The sequence below is a fragment of the Micrococcus sp. KRD128 genome (genome assembly GCF_017168395.1).
Lineage (GTDB): Bacteria > Actinomycetota > Actinomycetes > Actinomycetales > Micrococcaceae > Micrococcus > Micrococcus luteus.
Map to the genome: position 1 here is coordinate 23094 of NZ_JABFAX010000009.1, position 16291 is coordinate 39384.

General features: G+C 74.4%; 16 protein-coding genes and 1 riboswitch. Of the genes, 6 read left to right on the forward strand and 10 right to left on the reverse strand.

What is annotated here, in order from left to right; all coding sequences use genetic code 11:
* Nucleotides 1-903, forward strand: coding sequence for an SIR2 family NAD-dependent protein deacylase (locus J1M44_RS04275; RefSeq protein WP_020625313.1), 903 nt, complete (start codon nucleotides 1-3; stop codon nucleotides 901-903).
* Here the strand turns inward: J1M44_RS04275 and J1M44_RS04280 are convergent.
* From J1M44_RS04280 to J1M44_RS04290, 3 genes are all read right to left on the reverse strand, one after another.
* The gene (locus tag J1M44_RS04280; RefSeq protein ID WP_043279825.1) at nucleotides 830-2236 is read right to left on the reverse strand and encodes a deoxyguanosinetriphosphate triphosphohydrolase; all 1407 of its coding nucleotides are present in this window, start codon (nucleotides 2234-2236) and stop codon (nucleotides 830-832) included. The two genes, J1M44_RS04275 and J1M44_RS04280, sit on opposite strands and share 74 nt — an antisense overlap.
* Nucleotides 2229-3539, reverse strand: a complete 1311-nt coding sequence (dusB, locus tag J1M44_RS04285) for a tRNA dihydrouridine synthase DusB (RefSeq protein WP_002856235.1) — start codon at nucleotides 3537-3539, stop codon at nucleotides 2229-2231. The genes J1M44_RS04280 and dusB overlap by 8 nt, the downstream gene beginning before the upstream one ends.
* A 119-nt stretch (nucleotides 3540-3658) precedes the next feature.
* Nucleotides 3659-4075, reverse strand: a complete 417-nt coding sequence (locus J1M44_RS04290) for an ankyrin repeat domain-containing protein (RefSeq protein ID WP_002856236.1) — start codon at nucleotides 4073-4075, stop codon at nucleotides 3659-3661.
* 139 nt (nucleotides 4076-4214) lie between these two features.
* Between J1M44_RS04290 and J1M44_RS04295 the strand changes: the two genes are divergently transcribed.
* Nucleotides 4215-5237, forward strand: a complete 1023-nt coding sequence (locus J1M44_RS04295; RefSeq protein ID WP_044659687.1) for an LLM class flavin-dependent oxidoreductase — start codon at nucleotides 4215-4217, stop codon at nucleotides 5235-5237.
* The gene (locus J1M44_RS04300) at nucleotides 5234-6532 is read left to right on the forward strand and encodes an MFS transporter (RefSeq protein WP_144824878.1); all 1299 of its coding nucleotides are present in this window, start codon (nucleotides 5234-5236) and stop codon (nucleotides 6530-6532) included. The genes J1M44_RS04295 and J1M44_RS04300 overlap by 4 nt, the downstream gene beginning before the upstream one ends.
* Nucleotides 6533-6539: 7 nt before the next feature.
* Here J1M44_RS04300 and J1M44_RS04305 read toward each other — a convergent pair whose 3' ends face one another.
* The 3 genes from J1M44_RS04305 to J1M44_RS04315 are packed head-to-tail and all read right to left on the reverse strand — an operon-like array spanning nucleotide 6540 to nucleotide 9687.
* A complete protein-coding gene (locus tag J1M44_RS04305; RefSeq protein WP_020628397.1) occupies nucleotides 6540-7175 on the reverse strand; it encodes a cation transporter in 636 nt (211 codons plus the stop codon).
* A complete protein-coding gene (locus J1M44_RS04310; protein WP_260840817.1) occupies nucleotides 7172-8296 on the reverse strand; it encodes a GNAT family N-acetyltransferase in 1125 nt (374 codons plus the stop codon). Before J1M44_RS04310 ends, J1M44_RS04305 begins: the two co-directional genes overlap by 4 nt.
* Nucleotides 8297-8304: 8 nt before the next feature.
* Nucleotides 8305-9687, reverse strand: a complete 1383-nt coding sequence (locus J1M44_RS04315) for a glycine--tRNA ligase (RefSeq protein ID WP_002856243.1) — start codon at nucleotides 9685-9687, stop codon at nucleotides 8305-8307.
* 141 nt (nucleotides 9688-9828) lie between these two features.
* Here J1M44_RS04315 and J1M44_RS04320 point away from each other — a divergent pair, with 141 nt between their 5' ends.
* Nucleotides 9829-10071, forward strand: coding sequence for an RNA-binding S4 domain-containing protein (locus J1M44_RS04320; protein ID WP_144820179.1), 243 nt, complete (start codon nucleotides 9829-9831; stop codon nucleotides 10069-10071).
* 52 nt (nucleotides 10072-10123) lie between these two features.
* On the opposite strand, the gene J1M44_RS04325 is transcribed toward J1M44_RS04320, so the two are convergent.
* Nucleotides 10124-10816 (reverse strand): alpha/beta hydrolase, encoded by a 693-nt coding sequence (locus J1M44_RS04325; RefSeq protein ID WP_126860728.1) that lies wholly within the window; start codon nucleotides 10814-10816, stop codon nucleotides 10124-10126.
* 80 nt (nucleotides 10817-10896) lie between these two features.
* On the opposite strand from J1M44_RS04325, the gene J1M44_RS04330 reads away from it, so the two are divergent.
* The gene (locus J1M44_RS04330; RefSeq protein WP_002856248.1) at nucleotides 10897-11790 is read left to right on the forward strand and encodes an SGNH/GDSL hydrolase family protein; all 894 of its coding nucleotides are present in this window, start codon (nucleotides 10897-10899) and stop codon (nucleotides 11788-11790) included.
* 75 nt (nucleotides 11791-11865) lie between these two features.
* On the opposite strand, the gene metX is transcribed toward J1M44_RS04330, so the two are convergent.
* Entirely contained in the window at nucleotides 11866-12996 is a 1131-nt protein-coding gene (gene metX / locus J1M44_RS04335) for a homoserine O-acetyltransferase MetX (protein ID WP_002856250.1), read from the reverse strand.
* A complete protein-coding gene (locus J1M44_RS04340; RefSeq protein WP_144824880.1) occupies nucleotides 12993-14360 on the reverse strand; it encodes an O-acetylhomoserine aminocarboxypropyltransferase/cysteine synthase family protein in 1368 nt (455 codons plus the stop codon). The genes metX and J1M44_RS04340 overlap by 4 nt, the downstream gene beginning before the upstream one ends.
* Before the next feature lie 130 nt (nucleotides 14361-14490).
* Nucleotides 14491-14606: riboswitch (SAM riboswitch) on the reverse strand.
* A gap of 178 nt (nucleotides 14607-14784) precedes the next feature.
* Between J1M44_RS04340 and J1M44_RS04345 the strand changes: the two genes are divergently transcribed.
* Nucleotides 14785-15420 carry a VOC family protein gene (locus tag J1M44_RS04345; RefSeq protein ID WP_232502392.1) on the forward strand — a complete coding sequence of 212 codons (636 nt, stop codon included), beginning with the start codon at nucleotides 14785-14787 and terminating at the stop codon, nucleotides 15418-15420.
* An 18-nt stretch (nucleotides 15421-15438) separates the two neighbouring features.
* Here J1M44_RS04345 and J1M44_RS04350 read toward each other — a convergent pair.
* Nucleotides 15439-16291 (reverse strand): CPBP family intramembrane glutamic endopeptidase (locus tag J1M44_RS04350; RefSeq protein ID WP_241252788.1); only part of this gene is annotated, 853 nt, incomplete at its 5' end.

Here is a 16291-nt window from a genome sequence, read left to right on the forward strand (position 1 = left end):
ATGGCCGATCCGCACCCCGTCCCCGCCGCCACCGCTCCCGACCTCGACCCCGACGCGCTGGACGCCGTCCGCGGGCTCGTGGCCGCCGCCGAGCGTCCCGTGGTGCTCTCCGGGGCGGGGATGAGCGCCGAGTCCGGCATCCCCACGTTCCGCGACGCCCAGACCGGCCTGTGGGAGCGGTTCTCCGCGGAGGAGCTCGCCACGGAGGAGGCGTTCCTCGCGGATCCCGCGCTCGTGTGGTCCTGGTACCGGTGGCGTGCCCGGATGGTGCGGGCCCGCCGACCGAATCCGGGGCACGACGCCGTCGCCGCCTGGCAGCGCCGCACACCCGGTCTGGAGGTGGTCACCCAGAACGTGGACGACCTGCACGAGCGCGCCGGCGCCCGGGTCCTCGCGCACCTGCACGGCTCCCTGTTCGAGCACCGCTGCGCCGACTGCGGGGCCCCCGCCGACGTCGACCCGGGCGCGCCCGCGGACGAGGCGACGGCCGGCTCCGAGGCCGACCTCGAGGCGATGCTCCGCGAGGCACCGCCGGCCTGCACCGTGTGCGGGGACGGGCTGGTCCGCCCGGGGATCGTGTGGTTCGGGGAGATGCTGCCGGCCGAGCCCTGGGACCGCGCGTTCGCCGCGCTCGAGGACTGCGACCTGTGCCTGGTGGTCGGCACCTCGGGCATCGTCCAGCCGGCGGCGTCCCTGCCGTTCGTGGCGCTGGGCGCCGGGGCCGCCGTCGTCGAGGTGAATCCGGTGGAGACCGAGCTGAGCGGCGCGGTCACGCACGTCCTGCGGGGTCCCGCCGGGGCTGTGCTGCCCGCGCTGCTGGACCCGCCGGTCAGAGCCAGACGCGCCGGAACTGCGCGCCCTGCACCAGGGTGTGATGCCACTCGACGGCGGTCGAATCGGTGAGCGAGGCGATCTGGTCGATCACCACGCGCCGCCGGGCGGCGTCGTCGGGGGCCTGCGCCCAGTCGAACGCGAACATCGGCTCGAGGTACCGGTCCCCCGTCGCGTCGAGCAGCGCTACGAGCTCCGCGAGCACTTCGCGCTGCCGCGCGTAGAGCGGCTGGCGCTGCTCGGCGGTCATCACGTAGGCCGCCGCGATGCCCTTCATCACGGCGATCTCGGTCTCCGTCTCCTCGGGCACCACGACGTCGGCGCCGTGGCGGGTGAGCGGCTCGTTGCCGAACACCTGGCGCGTGGCGTCGAAGGCGGCGCTGCAGAACCGGCCGATCAGCTGGCTCGTCATGTCCTTCATCGCCGCGAGCGCCCGCCGGGAGCCGTCCATCTCGGAGACCCACACGTCGGTGGCCTCGAGGCGGGCCAGGGCCGCGTCGACCTCGGCCGGGTCCGTGTGCGGCAGGTACCACTGGCGGGTGGTCTCCACGACGCGCTCCCGGTGCTCCGGGATGGCCAGCCACTTGAGCTGGAACACGGCGTTGACCACGCCGTCCTCGACGTCGTGCACGGAGTAGGAGATGTCGTCCGCGAGGTCCATGACCTGCGCCTCCATGGACGTGCGCGTGCCGGGCACCCCGGCGCGGAACCAACGGAACACGGGCAGGTCGTCCTCGTAGACGCCGAACTTGCGCGAACGCGTGCCGTCGGGGCGCAGCGGGGCGTCCTCACGGGTCCACGGGTACTTGCACGCGGCGTCGAGGGCGGCGCGCGTGAGGTTCAGGCCCGCGGAGGAGCCGTCCGCGAAGAGCTTCTTCTGCTCGAGGCGGGCCAGCAGCCGCAGGGTCTGGGCGTTGCCCTCGAAGCCGCCGACGTCCTCGCTGGCCGCGTCGAGCGCCTTCTCCCCGTTGTGTCCGAAGGGCGGGTGGCCGAGGTCGTGGGACAGGCAGGCGGTGTCCACGAGGTCGGGGTCGCAGCCCAGCGACCGACCGAGCTCACGCCCCACCTGGGCCACCTCGAGCGAGTGCGTCAGGCGGGTGCGGGCGAAGTCGTCCGCGTCCGGGGCGACCACCTGGGTCTTGGCCCCCAGCCGGCGCAGGCCCGCGGAGTGCAGCACGCGGGCGCGGTCCCGCTCGAAGTCCGAGCGGTAGGAGGACTTGGGCGGCTCGGGCAGCCACCGCTCCCGGTCCCACGGCGTGTAGCCGGGGGTCTGCACGGCGCGGCCGGCATACGGGGGCCGGCCCTCGGGGCCGAACAGCACCGGCTGGTGGGCGGCGCCGGTCCAGGGCGACGACGGCGCGGCGGGCGTTCCGGCTGCGGGCACCGGCGTCGTGGGCTCAGCCACCGGAGACGTCCAGCTCGGCGGCCTGGATCATGGCCTGCTGCTCGGCATTGAGCTCGCGGGAGTCGAGCCAGCCGTCCGGCAGGTGCGGGCGCTTGGGGGCGCCGGAGCGGCCGCGCGGGCCCTCGGCGGCCTCGCCCGGGTAGGGCTGGTCGCGGTCCACGCGGGCGAGGATCTCGCGCATCGTGGCGAGGTCCGGGACGGTGGACAGGGCGGTGCGGATCTCGGAGCCCACGGGGTAGCCCTTGAAGTACCAGGCCACGTGCTTGCGGATGTCCCGCAGGGCCTTGAGCTCGTCGCCGCCGAAGGTGCCCACGAGCAGCTCGGCGTGGCGGTACAGCGTGTCCGCGACCATGCCGAGCGTCGGCTGGAACCGGTCCTGGCGGCCCTCGAACGCGGCCTGCAGGTCGCCGAACAGCCACGGCCGGCCCTGACAGCCGCGGCCGATCACGACGCCGTCCACGCCGGTCTGCTCGACCATCGCGATGGCGTCCTCCGCAGACCAGATGTCGCCGTTGCCGAGTACGGGGATGTCCGGCAGGGCCTCGCGCAGCCGGGCGATGTCGTCCCACACGGCGGTGCCCGAGTAGAACTGGCGCGTGGTGCGGCCGTGCAGGGCCACGGCGGCGACGCCGAGGTCGCGGGCCGTGCGGCCGGCGTCGAGGAAGGTCAGGTGGTCCTCATCGATGCCGCGACGCATCTTCACGGTCACCGGGATGTCCCTCTTCGCGGCCTCGGTGACGGCCGCCTTGACGATCGAGGCGAACAGCTCCGACTTCCACGGCAGGGCCGAGCCGCCGCCGCGCCGGGTCACCTTCGGCACGGGGCAGCCGAAGTTCATGTCGATGTGGTCGCAGCGGTCCTCCTCGACCAGCATCCGCACCGCCGCGCCGGTGGTGACCGGGTCCACGGAGTAGAGCTGGACGGAGCGGGGCACCTCGTCGGGGTCGTGCTGGATGATGCGCATCGACTCGGGCTTCCGCTCGACCAGCGCGCGGGCCGTGACCATCTCGTTGACGTAGAGGCCGCCACCGTACTCGCGGCACAGGCGGCGGAACGCGGTGTTGGTGATGCCGGCCATGGGGGCGAGCACCACGGGGACGTCGATGGTCAGCGGCCCCAGCCGCAGCGGGGGCAGGGCCAGGCGGTCCGTCGTCGGGGCGGGGTGGCGGGCCTCGTGGAGCTGATCGTCGTCGGTGATGCGTCGACCGGCGCCGGCGGACTTGGCGTAGTGCGCGGCGTGGAGGTCGGCGACGTCGTCGGCGTCGGTCACCGCCGCGGCGGGGAGGGTGTGGGAAGAAGTCATGTCGGACCCCATTCTTCCATTCCGCCCGGCACCCGCGTCACCGTGCCCCACCACGAGGCCCGCTGGGAGGCGATCGCAGAGGCACCCCGCCGGGACGGGCAGACCGTCCTCCCGGCGGGTCAGGCCTCCGACGCCGGCGCCGCGTCCCCGCCGTCGAGCACCGCCAGCAGGTCAGCACCGGCGAACATCTGAGCGGTCTGACGCGCCGAGGGGGTGCCCGCGTCCGGGTCCGCACCGGCCGCGAGCAGATGCCGCATCGAGGCGACATCCCGTTTGAACGTGGCGCAGGTCAGGGCGCGCTGGCCGCGATCGTTGGCGTGCTCGATCTCGGCGCCGGCCTCGATCAGCATCGCCACCGTGTCCGGGTGCTCGTGATAGGCGGCGAGGGTGAGGAAGGAGTCGCCCGCGTGGTTGCGCAGGCGCGTGCTCACCCCGGCGTCCAGGTACGCCTTCAGCTGGGCCGTGTCCCCGTCACGCGCCATGTCGAAGAGCCGGTTCGCCAGCTCGATGTCCTTCTCGCTCCACTGCTCACTCATGCCCGCCAGTATGGCGGACGCCGCGGCGATCGACCGCTCCGCAGCGACATCTCCGCGGGTCTGCCCGCAGGTGATGTCGCCGGCCGGCGGTCAGACGAGCACCGGGAACAGCCCCGCCCGCCCCGCGGTTGCACCCGGCATGACCCGCAAGCACCTCGGCTTCCTCAACTTCGGCCACTGGATCCACCGTCCCGGCGCCGAACCGGACGCGCGGCAGGCCCTCGACGACGTCGTCGCCATGGCCGTGGCCGCCGAGGACGCCGGGCTCGACGGCGCCTGGCTGCGCGTCCACCACTTCCAGCGGATGTTCTCCTCGCCGTTCCCGATCCTCGCCGCGATGGCCGCCCGCACCGAGCGGATCAGCCTCGGCACCGGCGTGATCGACCTGCGCTACGAGAACCCCCTGTACATGGCCGAGGCCGCGGCCACCACGGACCTCATCTCCGGCGGCCGGCTCGAGCTCGGCGTCTCCCGCGGCTCACCCGAGGCCGCCCTCGACGGCCAGGCGCAGTTCGGCTACACCCTCGCCGAGGGGCAGACCTGGGCCGACGTGACCCGCGAGCGCGGACGCCGCTTCCTCTCGGCCGTGCGCGGTGAGGGGATCGCGGCGCCGGACCTGACCTCCGGCTGGGCGCACAGCTCGCAGCCGCTGCGGATCGAGCCGCACTCCCCCGGGCTCGCGGACCGGATCTGGTGGGGGTCGGGGTCCACGCCGTCGGCGGTCGAGGCGGGGCGGGACGGCTACAACATGCTCTCCTCCACCCTGCTCCTGCAGGACGACGGCCGACCCTTCCACGTCCAGCAGGCCGACCAGATCGCCCGCTACCGGGAGGCCTTCGCCGCGGCCGGCCACGCCGGTCCGGGCCGCACGGCGGTCACGCGCTCCGCGTTCGTCATCCAGGACCGGGAGGACGAGCTGTACTTCGGTCGGGAGCGGGCCTCGCGCGACTCCTCCGGCATGCTCGAGGGCGGCGCCGCCCGCTCCGGCCCGACCTACGCCGGGTCCGCCGAGGAGGTCGCGGAGAAGCTCGCCGCCGACGACGCCGTCGCCGCCGCCGACTGGGTCCTGTTCGCCAACCCCAACCAGCTCGGGGTCGAGTACAACGCGAAGATCTTCGCCGGCTGGGCGGAGGTCTGGCGCCTGCTCGGCTGGGATGCATGAGCCAGGCCGCGCCGCACGTCCCAGCCGACGACGGCTTCGCCCGAGCCCGTCGCGCGCGCTGGGCCGTCACCGCCGCCTTCGCGACGAACGGCGCCCTGCTCGGCGCGCTCATCCCGCACTACCCGGAGGCGAAGGCCGCGTTCGGACTGGACCCGGCCGCCTTCGGCCTGCTCGTCATCGCGCTCGCCGTGGGCGGCACGCTCGCCGGGCCCCTGCCCGCGCCGATCCTGCGCCGGTTCGGCGCCCGCCGCGTCATGCTCGCCGGCAGCGTGGCCATCGCCCTGCTGACGACGGCGGCCGGTCTCGTCCTCGACATCGCCGGGGCGGGCGCGGGGGCCGGGCACGGTGCGGGCACGGCCGCGGGCTGGCCGCTGTGGGTCTTCGCGGGCCTCGTCCTGGCGTCGGGCGTGCTCGACGCCGTCGTGGACACCGCCCAGAACGCGCAGGGCCTGCAGGTGCAGACCCGGCTGGCCCGGCCCGTGCTCACGACCATGCACGCCGGCTGGAGCCTCGGAGCGGCCGCCGGCGCCGGGCTCGGCGCCGCGGTCATCACCGTGGGCGGCCCCGCGGCCCTGCACCTGGGGCTCAACGGCGCCGTGTGCGTCGCGGTGCTGCTGGGGGTCCGGCGCCTGTTCCTGACCGAGGACCCCGCGGATCCGGTGCCGACCGATGACGCGTCCGACGAGGCATCCGCGCGCCCGACGCCGGCCCGCAGCGGGGTGCTCCCGCCGCGTGCCGCCCTGGCCGCGCTCGTCCCCGCCGTGGTGATCGCGATGGCCGGCTTCGGCGTGGAGGAGTTCGGCAACGCGTGGGCCACCCTGTTCCTGATCACCGAGCGCGGCCTGGACCCGGCCGCGGCGGTGCTCGGCGCGTCGACCCTGCTGGGCGCGCAGTTCATCGGCCGCCTCGCGGGCGACCGCACCCTGGCCGCCCTGGGACGACGCGGGGCGTTGACGGCGGGGCTGGGCGCCGTCGTCGTGGGGCTGGGGCTGGCCCTGGCGCCGCTGCCCGAGTCGGTGGCCGTGCCTGCCGCGTTCGCGGGGCTGGCCCTGGCGGGGCTCGGCTGCGCCGTGGTGGTGCCCGTGGCCTATGCCCTCGGCGACGAGGCGCCCGGGCTCAAGCCGCAGACCGGGCTGGCGGTGACGAGCTGGTGCATGCGGCTGGCCGGGGTCGGGCTCAGCCCGGCGGTCGGGGCGCTGGCCGGCGCCGTCGGTCTGGCACCGGCGCTGACGGTGTTCCTGGGCCTGGCCGTCGTCGGGGCGGTGCTGGCCGCCCGGCTGCCCGCCACCCCGTAGGAACCGCTCAGTCGTCGTCGACCTCGCCGGCGAGGGCCCGGGCCGCCAGGTGCTCCTCGGTCGCGGCCTCCCAGATCTCCTTGGCGGCGGAGCCGTTGAGCAGCACGAGCAGCACGCCCACGATGATGTCCGCCCAGCCCGACGCCGTCAGCACGGTGATCCCGGACAGGGCGATCAGCACGGCGCCGGCCACGAGGTCGTTGCGCGCCGCGAGCCACGCCGCCCGGGTGAGGGAGCCGCCGTCGGTGCGGACGCGGGACAGCAGGGCCACGCACACGAGGTTCACGAGGATCGAGCCGACGGCCACCCCCAGCAGCACGCCCGCGGCCGGCGGCTCGGGGTCCCCGACCTTCGTGGCCGCCATGACGAGCGCCGCCACGGCCGGCAGCACGATGACCCCGGCCATGACCTTGCCGATGACCGCCTGCCGGGCCGCCGTCCACCCCAGCGCCACGAAGATCAGCAGGTTGACGGCGAAGTCCTCGAAGAAGTCGACGGAGTCCGCCACGAGGGCCACCGAGCCGATCCCCAGGGCCAGGATGATCTCGACCACCAGGTAGGCGCCGTTGAGCAGGGCCACCGCGAGGACGGTGCCCCGCAGGGCGCGGGCGCGCCGGCGGTCCGCTGCGGCCGCCCGGTTCACGCGCCCGGCGCGTCGTCCACGAACACGTACGTGTCCACCAGGGTCCGCGCCGCGTTGCCGCCGATGAGCCCGTCCACGATCCGTTCCAGCGGGGCCATCGCCTCGTCCACCTCGATCTGCACGGGGTACTGGGCCACGAGCAGGGCGAGCAGGTCGGCCACGGCCTGCAGCGCGTCCTCCTCCCCCAGCTCCGGGTCCCAGCCCACGAGCACATCGGCCGGCGCGTCCTGGCGCTCCGGCGTGTAGGACACCGCGAACGCGCGGATGCGCCCGCCCTCGGCCTTCGGCGCGTCGCGGAGCACGACGGCGCCCGCGGCCCCGGTGGCCGGGCCCAGCAGCAGCTGCTGGGCGGCCCCGACACTCAGGGTCGACGGGTCCCACGCGTGCACGGCGTCGTAGAACGCGGTGACCGCCTGCGTCAGCTCGACGGAGCCGGTCGAGGCCTCCTCGAGGACCACGCCGTCCGGGTGCTCCTCCCCGCGCACGTCCGGCAGGCCGATGGCCCCCGGGGCGATCGCGACGCGGCGGGAGCGCTGCACGGGCGTGAAGCCCTCGGCCACGAGGAACGCCTCGGTGCCGGCGGCCAGGGCGGCGGTCTGGGACCGCACGGCGTCCGTGTCCACGGGCGGGCGGCCCGTGGCACCGTCGGCCTCGGTCTGCGGGTCGGCGCCGGCCACGCCGGGCACCAGGGCGTCCCTGGCGAACCGGGCCTTCAGGGCCGTCGTCGGGATGGCGCCGGCGGCGTGCGCCTGTACGGCGAGCCCCCGCAGGGCCGCCACGAGCGCCCGGCCGATGCCCCGGCGCCGCTCGGCGGCCGCGGTCTCGACGTACAGCCACAGCCGCCGCGGGTGCACGGACGAGGCGTAGACGACGCCGGCCGCCACCGGCACACCGGCGGCCTCGGCCACGAGCGCGCGGCGCCAGGGCCGTTCCGCGTCCTCGGCGAGCATCGCCCGGTCCTGGTGCTGCTGCGCGTTGGCTGGGTCACCCCACACCTCGAGCAGGGCCAGGTCGTCCCCGGGCCGCCAGGGACGCAGCACGATCTTCCCGCCGGCGACCGCGGCGGAGTCGAACAGCGCGCCGCCGTCGTCGTGCCCCGCAGCCCCGACCGTTCCCGTCACGTCCCCGCTCACTTGACCAGGCGCTCCAGCAGGTAGGACTTCACCTGGGACAGCGCCACGCGCTCCTGGGCCATGGTGTCCCGCTCGCGGATGGTCACGGCCTGGTCCTCGAGGGTGTCGAAGTCCACGGTGATGCAGAACGGGGTGCCGATCTCGTCCTGGCGGCGGTAGCGACGGCCGATCGCGCCGGAGTCGTCCGTCTCGATGTTCCAGAGGGTGCGCAGCTCCGCCGCGAGGGACTGGGTGGCCGGCTGCAGCTCGGGCTTCTTCGACAGCGGGAGCACGGCGGCCTTGACCGGGGCCAGGCGCGGGTCCAGCTTGAGCACGGTGCGCACGTCCACGCCGCCCTTGGCGTTCGGGGCCTCGTCCTCGGCGTAGGCGTCCACGAGGAACGCCATCATGGCGCGGGTCAGGCCGAAGGACGGCTCGATCACGTACGGGGTGTAGTGCTCGTTGTTGGCCTGGTCGAAGTACTGCATCTTCGTGCCCGAGTGCGCGGTGTGCCGGCCGAGGTCGTAGTCGGTGCGGTTCGCGATGCCCATCAGCTCGCCCCAGCCGTCGCCGCCGGTGAAGCCGAAGTCGTACTCGAGGTCGATCGTGGCGTCCGAGTAGTGGGCCCGCTCGTCCGCGGGGACGTCGAACTTCCGCAGGTTCGCGGGGTCGATGCCGAGGTCGATGAACCAGTCCCAGCAGTCCTCGACCCAGCGGTCGAAGTGCTGGCCCGCCTCGGCCGGCGGCACGAAGTACTCGATCTCCATCTGCTCGAACTCGCGGGTGCGGAAGATGAAGTTGCCCGGGGTGATCTCGTTGCGGAACGCCTTGCCGATCTGGCCGATGCCGAACGGCGGCTTCTTCCGGGCCGCGCCCAGCACGTTGAGGAAGTTCACGAAGATGCCCTGCGCCGTCTCCGGGCGCATGTAGTGCAGGCCCTCCTCGTTGTCCACGGGGCCGAGGTAGGTCTTGACCAGGCCCGAGAACAGCTGCGGCTCGGTCCAGGCGCCCTGGGTTCCGCAGTCCGGGCACACGATCTCGGCCATGCCCTCGGCCGGCCGGCCCTTCTTGGCCTCGAACGCCTCGAGCAGGTGGTCCTGGCGGTGCCGCCTGTGGCACTGGGTGCACTCCACGAGCGGGTCGGTGAAGGTCTCGACGTGGCCGGAGGCCTCCCACACGGCGCGCGGCAGGATGATGGAGGAGTCCAGGCCCACCATGTCCTCACGGGAGCGCACGAAGGTCTTCCACCACTCGGCCTTGATGTTCTCCTTCAGCTCCACACCCAGGGGCCCGTAGTCCCACGCGGAGCGCGAACCGCCGTAGATCTCACCGGCCTGGAACACGAAGCCTCGGCGCTTGGCGAGGTTGATGACGTTGTCCAGCGGGGACTTGGCAGCCATGGGGGCATCACTTCCGTACTCATCGGCGGGGCGGGAGGGGATCACGACGACGACGGCACCCGGCCGCCTTCGACGCGGCGGGCCCGTTCCGGCGCGGCGCGCCGGTCGATCCCGTCCAGCCTACCGGCCATGATGGACACCATGACCGAGACGAACGCACCCGACGCCCAGCCCCTGCCCATCCGTGACGAGTCCATCCGCCTCGGCCAGGCGCTCAAGCTCGCCTCCCTCGTGGAGGACGGCGCCATGGCCCGCGACGTCGTCACCGACGGTCTCGTCACCGTCAACGGCGCGGTCGAGACGCGTCGCGGAGCCCAGCTGCACGACGGGGACGTCGTGGAGTTCAACGGCGAGGCGTTCGTGGTCCAGGCCGAGCAGGCCTGAGCCGACGCACCGGCGGGCGGCCGCGGCGCCGTCGTCGAACAGGCCCGGTGGGTCAGCCGCGGGGCGGCACCATGTGGACGAGGTACTCCTTCACGTGGCCCAGCTCCTGCTCGTTGATCGCGTGGCCGAGCCCGGCGTAGACGATCTTCATGAGGTCCACGTGGGCGGTCAGCCAGGCATGGGTCTCCTCGACCCGGGGCTCGGAGATGATCGGGTCCTCCTGGCCGCGGCCCCAGAAGACCTTCGGTCGGACGCGGGCGACGTCGTCGTCCCGGGTGAACAGCTCGCGCAGCCGCGGCTCGGTGAGCTCCGGGTCCACCACGAAGCCGGACAGCGCCACGGTGCACGCGTAGGCCTCCGGGTCCAGGCGCAGCAGCGACGTGGCCATCGCCATGCCCTGCGAGAAGCCGAGCAGGGAGACGGTGCGGAAGTCCCCGCGCACGGCCTGCACCCAGGCGTGCAGGGCCTCGACGGCCTCGCGGACCGGCTCGGCGGTGGAGCCCAGCTCGCCCGTGACCGGGTCCTGGGAGAGCGGGAACCAGGCGTGGGAGCCCGGCTGCAGGGGCAGGGGCGCGCGCACGGCGGCCACCGTCACGTGCTCGGGCAGGTGCGGGACGAGGCCGAACAGGTCGTCCTCGTTCGCGCCGTAGCCGTGCAGGACGACCAGCAGGTCCTCGGTGCGCTCGCCCTCGGGGCGGGACCAGCGGACGACGGGCTCGACGGCGGGGGTGGGGTTCGCGTTCACGCCCGCCAGCCTAGCGAGCGGCGCGGTCGGCCCCGCCCGGCGGTTGACCCCTCCCGCGCGGGGCGGGCAGAATCCTACCCGTGGGTAACCCATCTTCCTCCCAGCCTCCGCACGCCTCCGACGCGACCCCGGTCGACGATCCCGCCGCCCATCCGTGGCGCCGCTACGTCGCCATCGGGGACTCGTTCTCCGAGGGCATCGGCGACCCGGACCCGGACCGCCCCGGCTACCACCGCGGCTGGGCCGACCGCCTGGCCGAGGAACTCTCCCGCCTGACCCCGGCCGGTGAGGACCTGGCCTACGCCAACCTGGCGGTCCGCGGGAAGCTGCTGGACCAGATCGCCGAGGACCAGGTCGAGCCGGCGCTCGCCCTGCGGCCGGACCTCATCAGCGTCTGCGCGGGCGGCAACGACATCCTGCGCGGCGCGGACCCGGACGAGATCGCGGCCCGGCTGGACGCCGTCGTCGAGCGCCTGGCCTCCGACGGCGCCACCGTGCTGCTGTTCAACGCGACCGACGTGAAGGGCACGCCCGTCATCGGCCGCATCCGCGGCACCGTGGCGATCTACAACGAGAACGTGCGCACCATCGCCCTGCGGCACGACGCGCTGGTGCCGGACATGTGGTCGCTCAAGGACCTCGCCCGGCGGGAGATGTGGGCCGAGGACCGCCTGCACTTCTCCGCGCTCGGCCACCACACGATCGCCGCGATGGTGCTGGACACCCTCGGCGTGGAGCACGGCCTCGAGCACCTGCGCCTGGCCCCGCCGGCGCCGCGCACGTGGCGCGAGGCCCGCGCGTCGGACGCCGCGTGGGTGCGCACGCACCTGGCGCCGTGGGTGGTCCGCCGCCTCCGCGGCGTCTCCTCCGGCGACGGCGTCACGGCCAAGCGCCCCGTCCCCGAGCCGCTCTTCGGTGCGCCGATGCCGCAGGGCTCGGACCACACCGAGCCGCTGGACATCGTCGAGCCCTGAGCCCGGCCGGCGGGGGCCGGTGGCCGTTTCCCGAACGACAGTGCCGCGACACGCCGCCGTTTCCCGAACGAAAGTTCAGAGGGCGAGGGCGCGCTTCAGCGTGTCGGCCACCTGCCCGTATTCGGTGAGGAACCCGTCGTGGCCGATGGGCGAGGCGATCGTGTGCACCGGCGGCCGCGCGGGCAGCGCCGCCGCGAGCGCCTCGGACTCGGCCGGCAGGTAGAGCCGGTCCGAGTCGACGGCCGCCACGAACGCCCGGCCCCGGTAGTCCGCGAGCGCCGCCGCCACGCCGCCGCGCCCGCGCCCGACGTCGTGGCCCATGAGGGCCTCGGTGACCACGAGGTAGGAGTTCGCGTCGAACCGGTCGGCGAGCTTGGCCGCCTGGTGGTCCAGGTAGGACTCCACGGCGTAGCGCCCGCGCCCGCCCGGCACCCCGACGACGGTGCCGAACGGGTCCTCGACGCCCTGCGGTTCCCGGCCGAACCGCTGGCCGAGCTCGCCGGCCGTGCGGTAGGTGGTGTGGGCGATGCGCCGGGCGATGCCCAGGCCGGCCACGGGGCCGGGGCCGGGGTAGTAGTCGCCGCCCTGGAAGTCCGGGTCGAGGCGGATGGCCGCGGTCTGCGCCTGCCCCCACGCGATCTGGTCGGCGGAGGAGGCCGCGGTGGCGGCCAGCACACCCACCCCGGCGACGCGCGCGGGGTGGGTCGCGGCCCACTCGAGGGCGCGGGCCCCGCCCATCGATCCGCCGATCACGGCGTGCCAGGCGCCGATCCCGAGGTGGTCGGCCAGGCGCCGCTCGGCCTCGACCGCGTCCCGCAGCGTGAGGAACGGGAACCGGGAGCCCCAGGGCCGCCCGTCGGGGGCCGGCGTCGAGGGCCCGGTGGAGCCGTGGCAGCCGCCGATCATGGCGGGGGCGACCACGAACCACCGGTCCGTGTCCACGGCGCGGCCCGGGCCGACGAGGGCGTCCCACCAGCCCGGCGTCGGGTCCTGCTCGTGCGCGGCCACGTGCGCGTCGCCGGTGAGGGCGTGCAGCACGAGCACGGCGTTGGAGCCGTCGGCGGCGAGGGTGCCCCAGGTCTCGTAGGCCAGCTCGACGTCGGGCAGCAGCCCGCCGGTCTCGGTGCGCAGCTCGCCGACCCGCAGGCGGTGGCGGCCGCCGCGGGGCAGCGCGGTGCGCGACGGACGCGTGGCGACGGCGGTCATGCCTGATCCCCTGCGTCGTCGTCGCCGCGGCGGGCGGCGGCCGCGAAGCCGCGCTCAAGGTCGGCGAGGATGTCCTCGAGGTCCTCCACGCCGAGCGAGAGCCGCACCAGGCCGGGAGTGACGCCCGCGGCGCGCTGCTCGTCGTCGGTGAGCTGGGCGTGGGTGGTGGAGGCCGGGTGCACCACGAGGGAGCGGACGTCGCCGATGTTGGCCACGTGGTGGTGCAGGGTGAGCCCGTCCACGAACGCGGCCCCGGCCTCGCGGCCGCCCGCGATCTCGAAGGAGACGAACGCGCCCGCGCCCTTCGGCAGGTAGCGCTGGGCCCGCTCGTGCCACGGGCTGGACTCCAGGCCGGCGTAGACCACGTGCTCGACGTCGTCGCGACCCTCCAGCCAGCCCGCCACCGCGGCCGCGTTGGCCACCTGCCGCTCCATGCGCAGGGACAGGGTCTCCAGGCCGAGGTTCACCAGGAACGCGTTGAACGGGGAGATGGCCGAGCCGTAGTCGCGCAGCAGCTGCACGCGCGCCTTGAGGATGAAGGCCAGGTTGGCGCCGAACGGCGAGCCCACCCCGAGGTCCCGCGCGTAGACGAGGCCGTGGTAGGACTCGTCCGGCTCGTTGAAGCCGGGGAACCGCTCGGCGTGCTGCGCGTAGTCGAACGTGCCGGCGTCGACGATCACGCCCGCGATGGCCGCGGCGTGCCCGCCGAGGTACTTCGTGGCGGAGTGGGTGACGACGTCGGCGCCGTGCTCGATCGGCCGCAGCAGGTACGGGGTGGCCAGCGTGTTGTCCACGATCAGCGGCACGCCGGCCTCGTGGGCGGCGTCGGCGACGGCGCGCACGTCCAGGACGTCGCCGCGCGGGTTGCCGAGGGTCTCGCCGAAGAACGCCTTGGTGTTCGGCTTCACGGCGGCGCGCCAGGACTCGATGTCGTCCGGGTCGGTCACGAACGTCGTCTCGACGCCGACCTTGGCGAGGGTGTGCTTGAACAGGTTCTGCGTGCCGCCGTAGAGGCTGGCCGAGGCGACCACGTGGTCGCCGGCGCCGGCGAGGTTGAGGATCGCGAACGTCGTCGCCGCCTGACCGGAGGCCAGCAGCAGCGCGCCCACACCGCCCTCGAGCGCGGCGATCTTCTCCTCCACCGGGCCCTGCGTCGGGTTGCCGATGCGGGTGTAGAGCGGGTCGAGGTCCTTGAGCGCGAACCGGTCCGCGGCCACCTGGGCGGACGGGAAGTCGTACGAGGTGGTCTGGAAGATCGGCAGGGCGGTCGCACCGAAGGCGTGCTGGCCGACGGCGACGCCCGCGTGGACCTGCGCGGTGGAGAAGCCCCAGGCGTCGGGGGTCGGGGTGGGCTGGTCGGTCATGGCGGACCCTCCTGAAGGGATCAGGGGCCGGACCCGTCCGCCCCGCCCGCCGGCCGACGTGCCGATCCGGGGGCCGGCGTCGTCGAGGTGCCGGAGATGACCCGGCGCCGTCGAGAGGGGCCGTGGGATCGGCCCGCGCTTGCCGGCACCCGTTGTGGGGCCGGCCTGGTCGTCACCCGGGGCACCCCACCGCGGAAGGAGGGTTGCCGGTCAGCATGCCGGGGCCTGTTGCTGACTCTCGTGACCGTGTCTCCGAGTGTAGCCCGCCGCCCCGCCACGATTTCGTCACGCGTGTCACACGCGGATACGCTCTCCGCACGGGGGCACCCGACCCGTCAAGGGCTCGACGCCCCCCGACTCGCACCAGGTCAACCCCCGGGGCAGCCCGGGAACGGAGAGGAACAGCGCAGTGCACACCTGTCGCATGGACCACGTGTCCTACGCCGCCGGCCCCGAGGGCCTGGACGCCACGGTCGCCCGCATCGCCGAGACGCTGGGCATCGAGCGGATCAAGGGCGGTGTCCACCCACGTTTCGGCACCCAGAACGCGCTCTTCCCCATGACGGGGGGGCAGTATCTGGAGGTCGTCGAGGCCCTGGACCACCCGGCCTCCCTCAGCGCGCCGTTCGGCCAGCTCGTGCGCGCCCGCACCGAGCAGGGCGGCGGCTGGATGAGCTGGGCCGTGGCCACCCCGGACATCGGCCGGTTCGAGCGCCGCCTCGGCCGCGAGGCCGTCCCCGGCAACCGTCGCTTCCCGGACGGCCGCGAGCTGTCCTGGCGCCAGATCGGCATCAAGGGCACCCTCGCGGACCCGCAGCTGCCGTTCATCCTGCGCTGGGCCGACGGCCAGGAGGACATGCACCCCTCGCAGGCGGCCGAGCCGCAGGCCACCATCGAGCACCTGAACATCGCCGGCTCCCCCGAGCGCCTCGCCGAGTGGCTCGGCGACGACGAGGACGGCCAGGTCCAGGACGTGGACATCGAGTACGTCGCGCCCTCCGGCACCCCGGGCATCGTCTCGGTCACCTTCCGCACCCCGAAGGGTGAGATCACGCTCTGAGCGCGGGGGCGGGGCCGCTCAGCCGAGCAGCCCCGCCCGCGCCAGCAGCGGGTAGCCGACGAACCCGACGGCGTCCAGCAGCGCGTGCGCGATGACCAGCGGCATCACCCGGCGCACCCGCAGGAACACGAGCGCGAACACCACGCCCATCAGGGCGTTGCCCACGCCCGGCCCGATCCCCTGGTACAGGTGGTACGCCCCGCGCAGCAGCGCGAGGCCGAGCACCACGACGGCCGCGCGGGTCGGCAGGTACAGCCCCTCGGCGCTCACCCACGACGACGGCACGGCCGGCGCCGGATCGCGCGCCAGGCCCGCGGCGCGGAGCCGCTGCAGATACCCGAGCCGGTCGACGAGCCAGGCGCCCACGATGACCTCCTCCAGCAGTCCATGCCGCAGCGCGGAGAGCAGCAGGACCGGCACCTGGTACCAGCTCTCCCCGAGCGCCGAGCCGACGATCGCCGTCGTGATCCCCAGGGCCCGGCCGGCGGCGTAGACGCCGAGCGTGCCCAGCCCGATGGCCGCGAACAGGCCCAGGCCCCAGGCCAGGTCGCGGCCGGGGCGGCGCAGGTCGAGGCCGAGCACCCGGAACGGGTTCCGGCCGCGCAGGTGCATCAGGTGCAGCACGAGGGCCACCGGCACGAGCGCGAACCCGATGCCGAGCAGCTGATAGGTCAGGTCGAAGGCCCAGCGGTCGGCCAGAGCCGGGTTGAGGACGGTGGTCTGCTCCCCCAGCGGGGCCTGGGTGGCCTTGTCGATGAGCTGGACGATCGCGTAGACCGCCGACTTCCCCAGGGAGAGGCCGAGGACGATCGTGATCTCCCACCGCACCGTGTGCGCCGAGGGGGCGGGCAGCGCAGGGGCGGGTCGGACG

What these genes read in the sequence shown, in the direction of transcription:
- J1M44_RS04275 (WP_020625313.1), top strand. Translation starts at nt 1, where the DNA reads ATGGCCGATCCGCACCCCGTCCCCGCCGCCACCGCTCCCGACCTCGAC.
- dusB (WP_002856235.1), bottom strand. Translation starts at nt 3,539, where the DNA reads ATGACTTCTTCCCACACCCTCCCCGCCGCGGCGGTGACCGACGCCGAC.
- J1M44_RS04290 (WP_002856236.1), bottom strand. Translation starts at nt 4,075, where the DNA reads ATGAGTGAGCAGTGGAGCGAGAAGGACATCGAGCTGGCGAACCGGCTC.
- J1M44_RS04295 (WP_044659687.1), top strand. Translation starts at nt 4,215, where the DNA reads ATGACCCGCAAGCACCTCGGCTTCCTCAACTTCGGCCACTGGATCCAC.
- J1M44_RS04300 (WP_144824878.1), top strand. Translation starts at nt 5,234, where the DNA reads ATGAGCCAGGCCGCGCCGCACGTCCCAGCCGACGACGGCTTCGCCCGA.
- J1M44_RS04315 (WP_002856243.1), bottom strand. Translation starts at nt 9,687, where the DNA reads ATGGCTGCCAAGTCCCCGCTGGACAACGTCATCAACCTCGCCAAGCGC.
- J1M44_RS04320 (WP_144820179.1), top strand. Translation starts at nt 9,829, where the DNA reads ATGACCGAGACGAACGCACCCGACGCCCAGCCCCTGCCCATCCGTGAC.
- metX (WP_002856250.1), bottom strand. Translation starts at nt 12,996, where the DNA reads ATGACCGCCGTCGCCACGCGTCCGTCGCGCACCGCGCTGCCCCGCGGC.
- J1M44_RS04340 (WP_144824880.1), bottom strand. Translation starts at nt 14,360, where the DNA reads ATGACCGACCAGCCCACCCCGACCCCCGACGCCTGGGGCTTCTCCACC.
- J1M44_RS04345 (WP_232502392.1), top strand. Translation starts at nt 14,785, where the DNA reads ATGGACCACGTGTCCTACGCCGCCGGCCCCGAGGGCCTGGACGCCACG.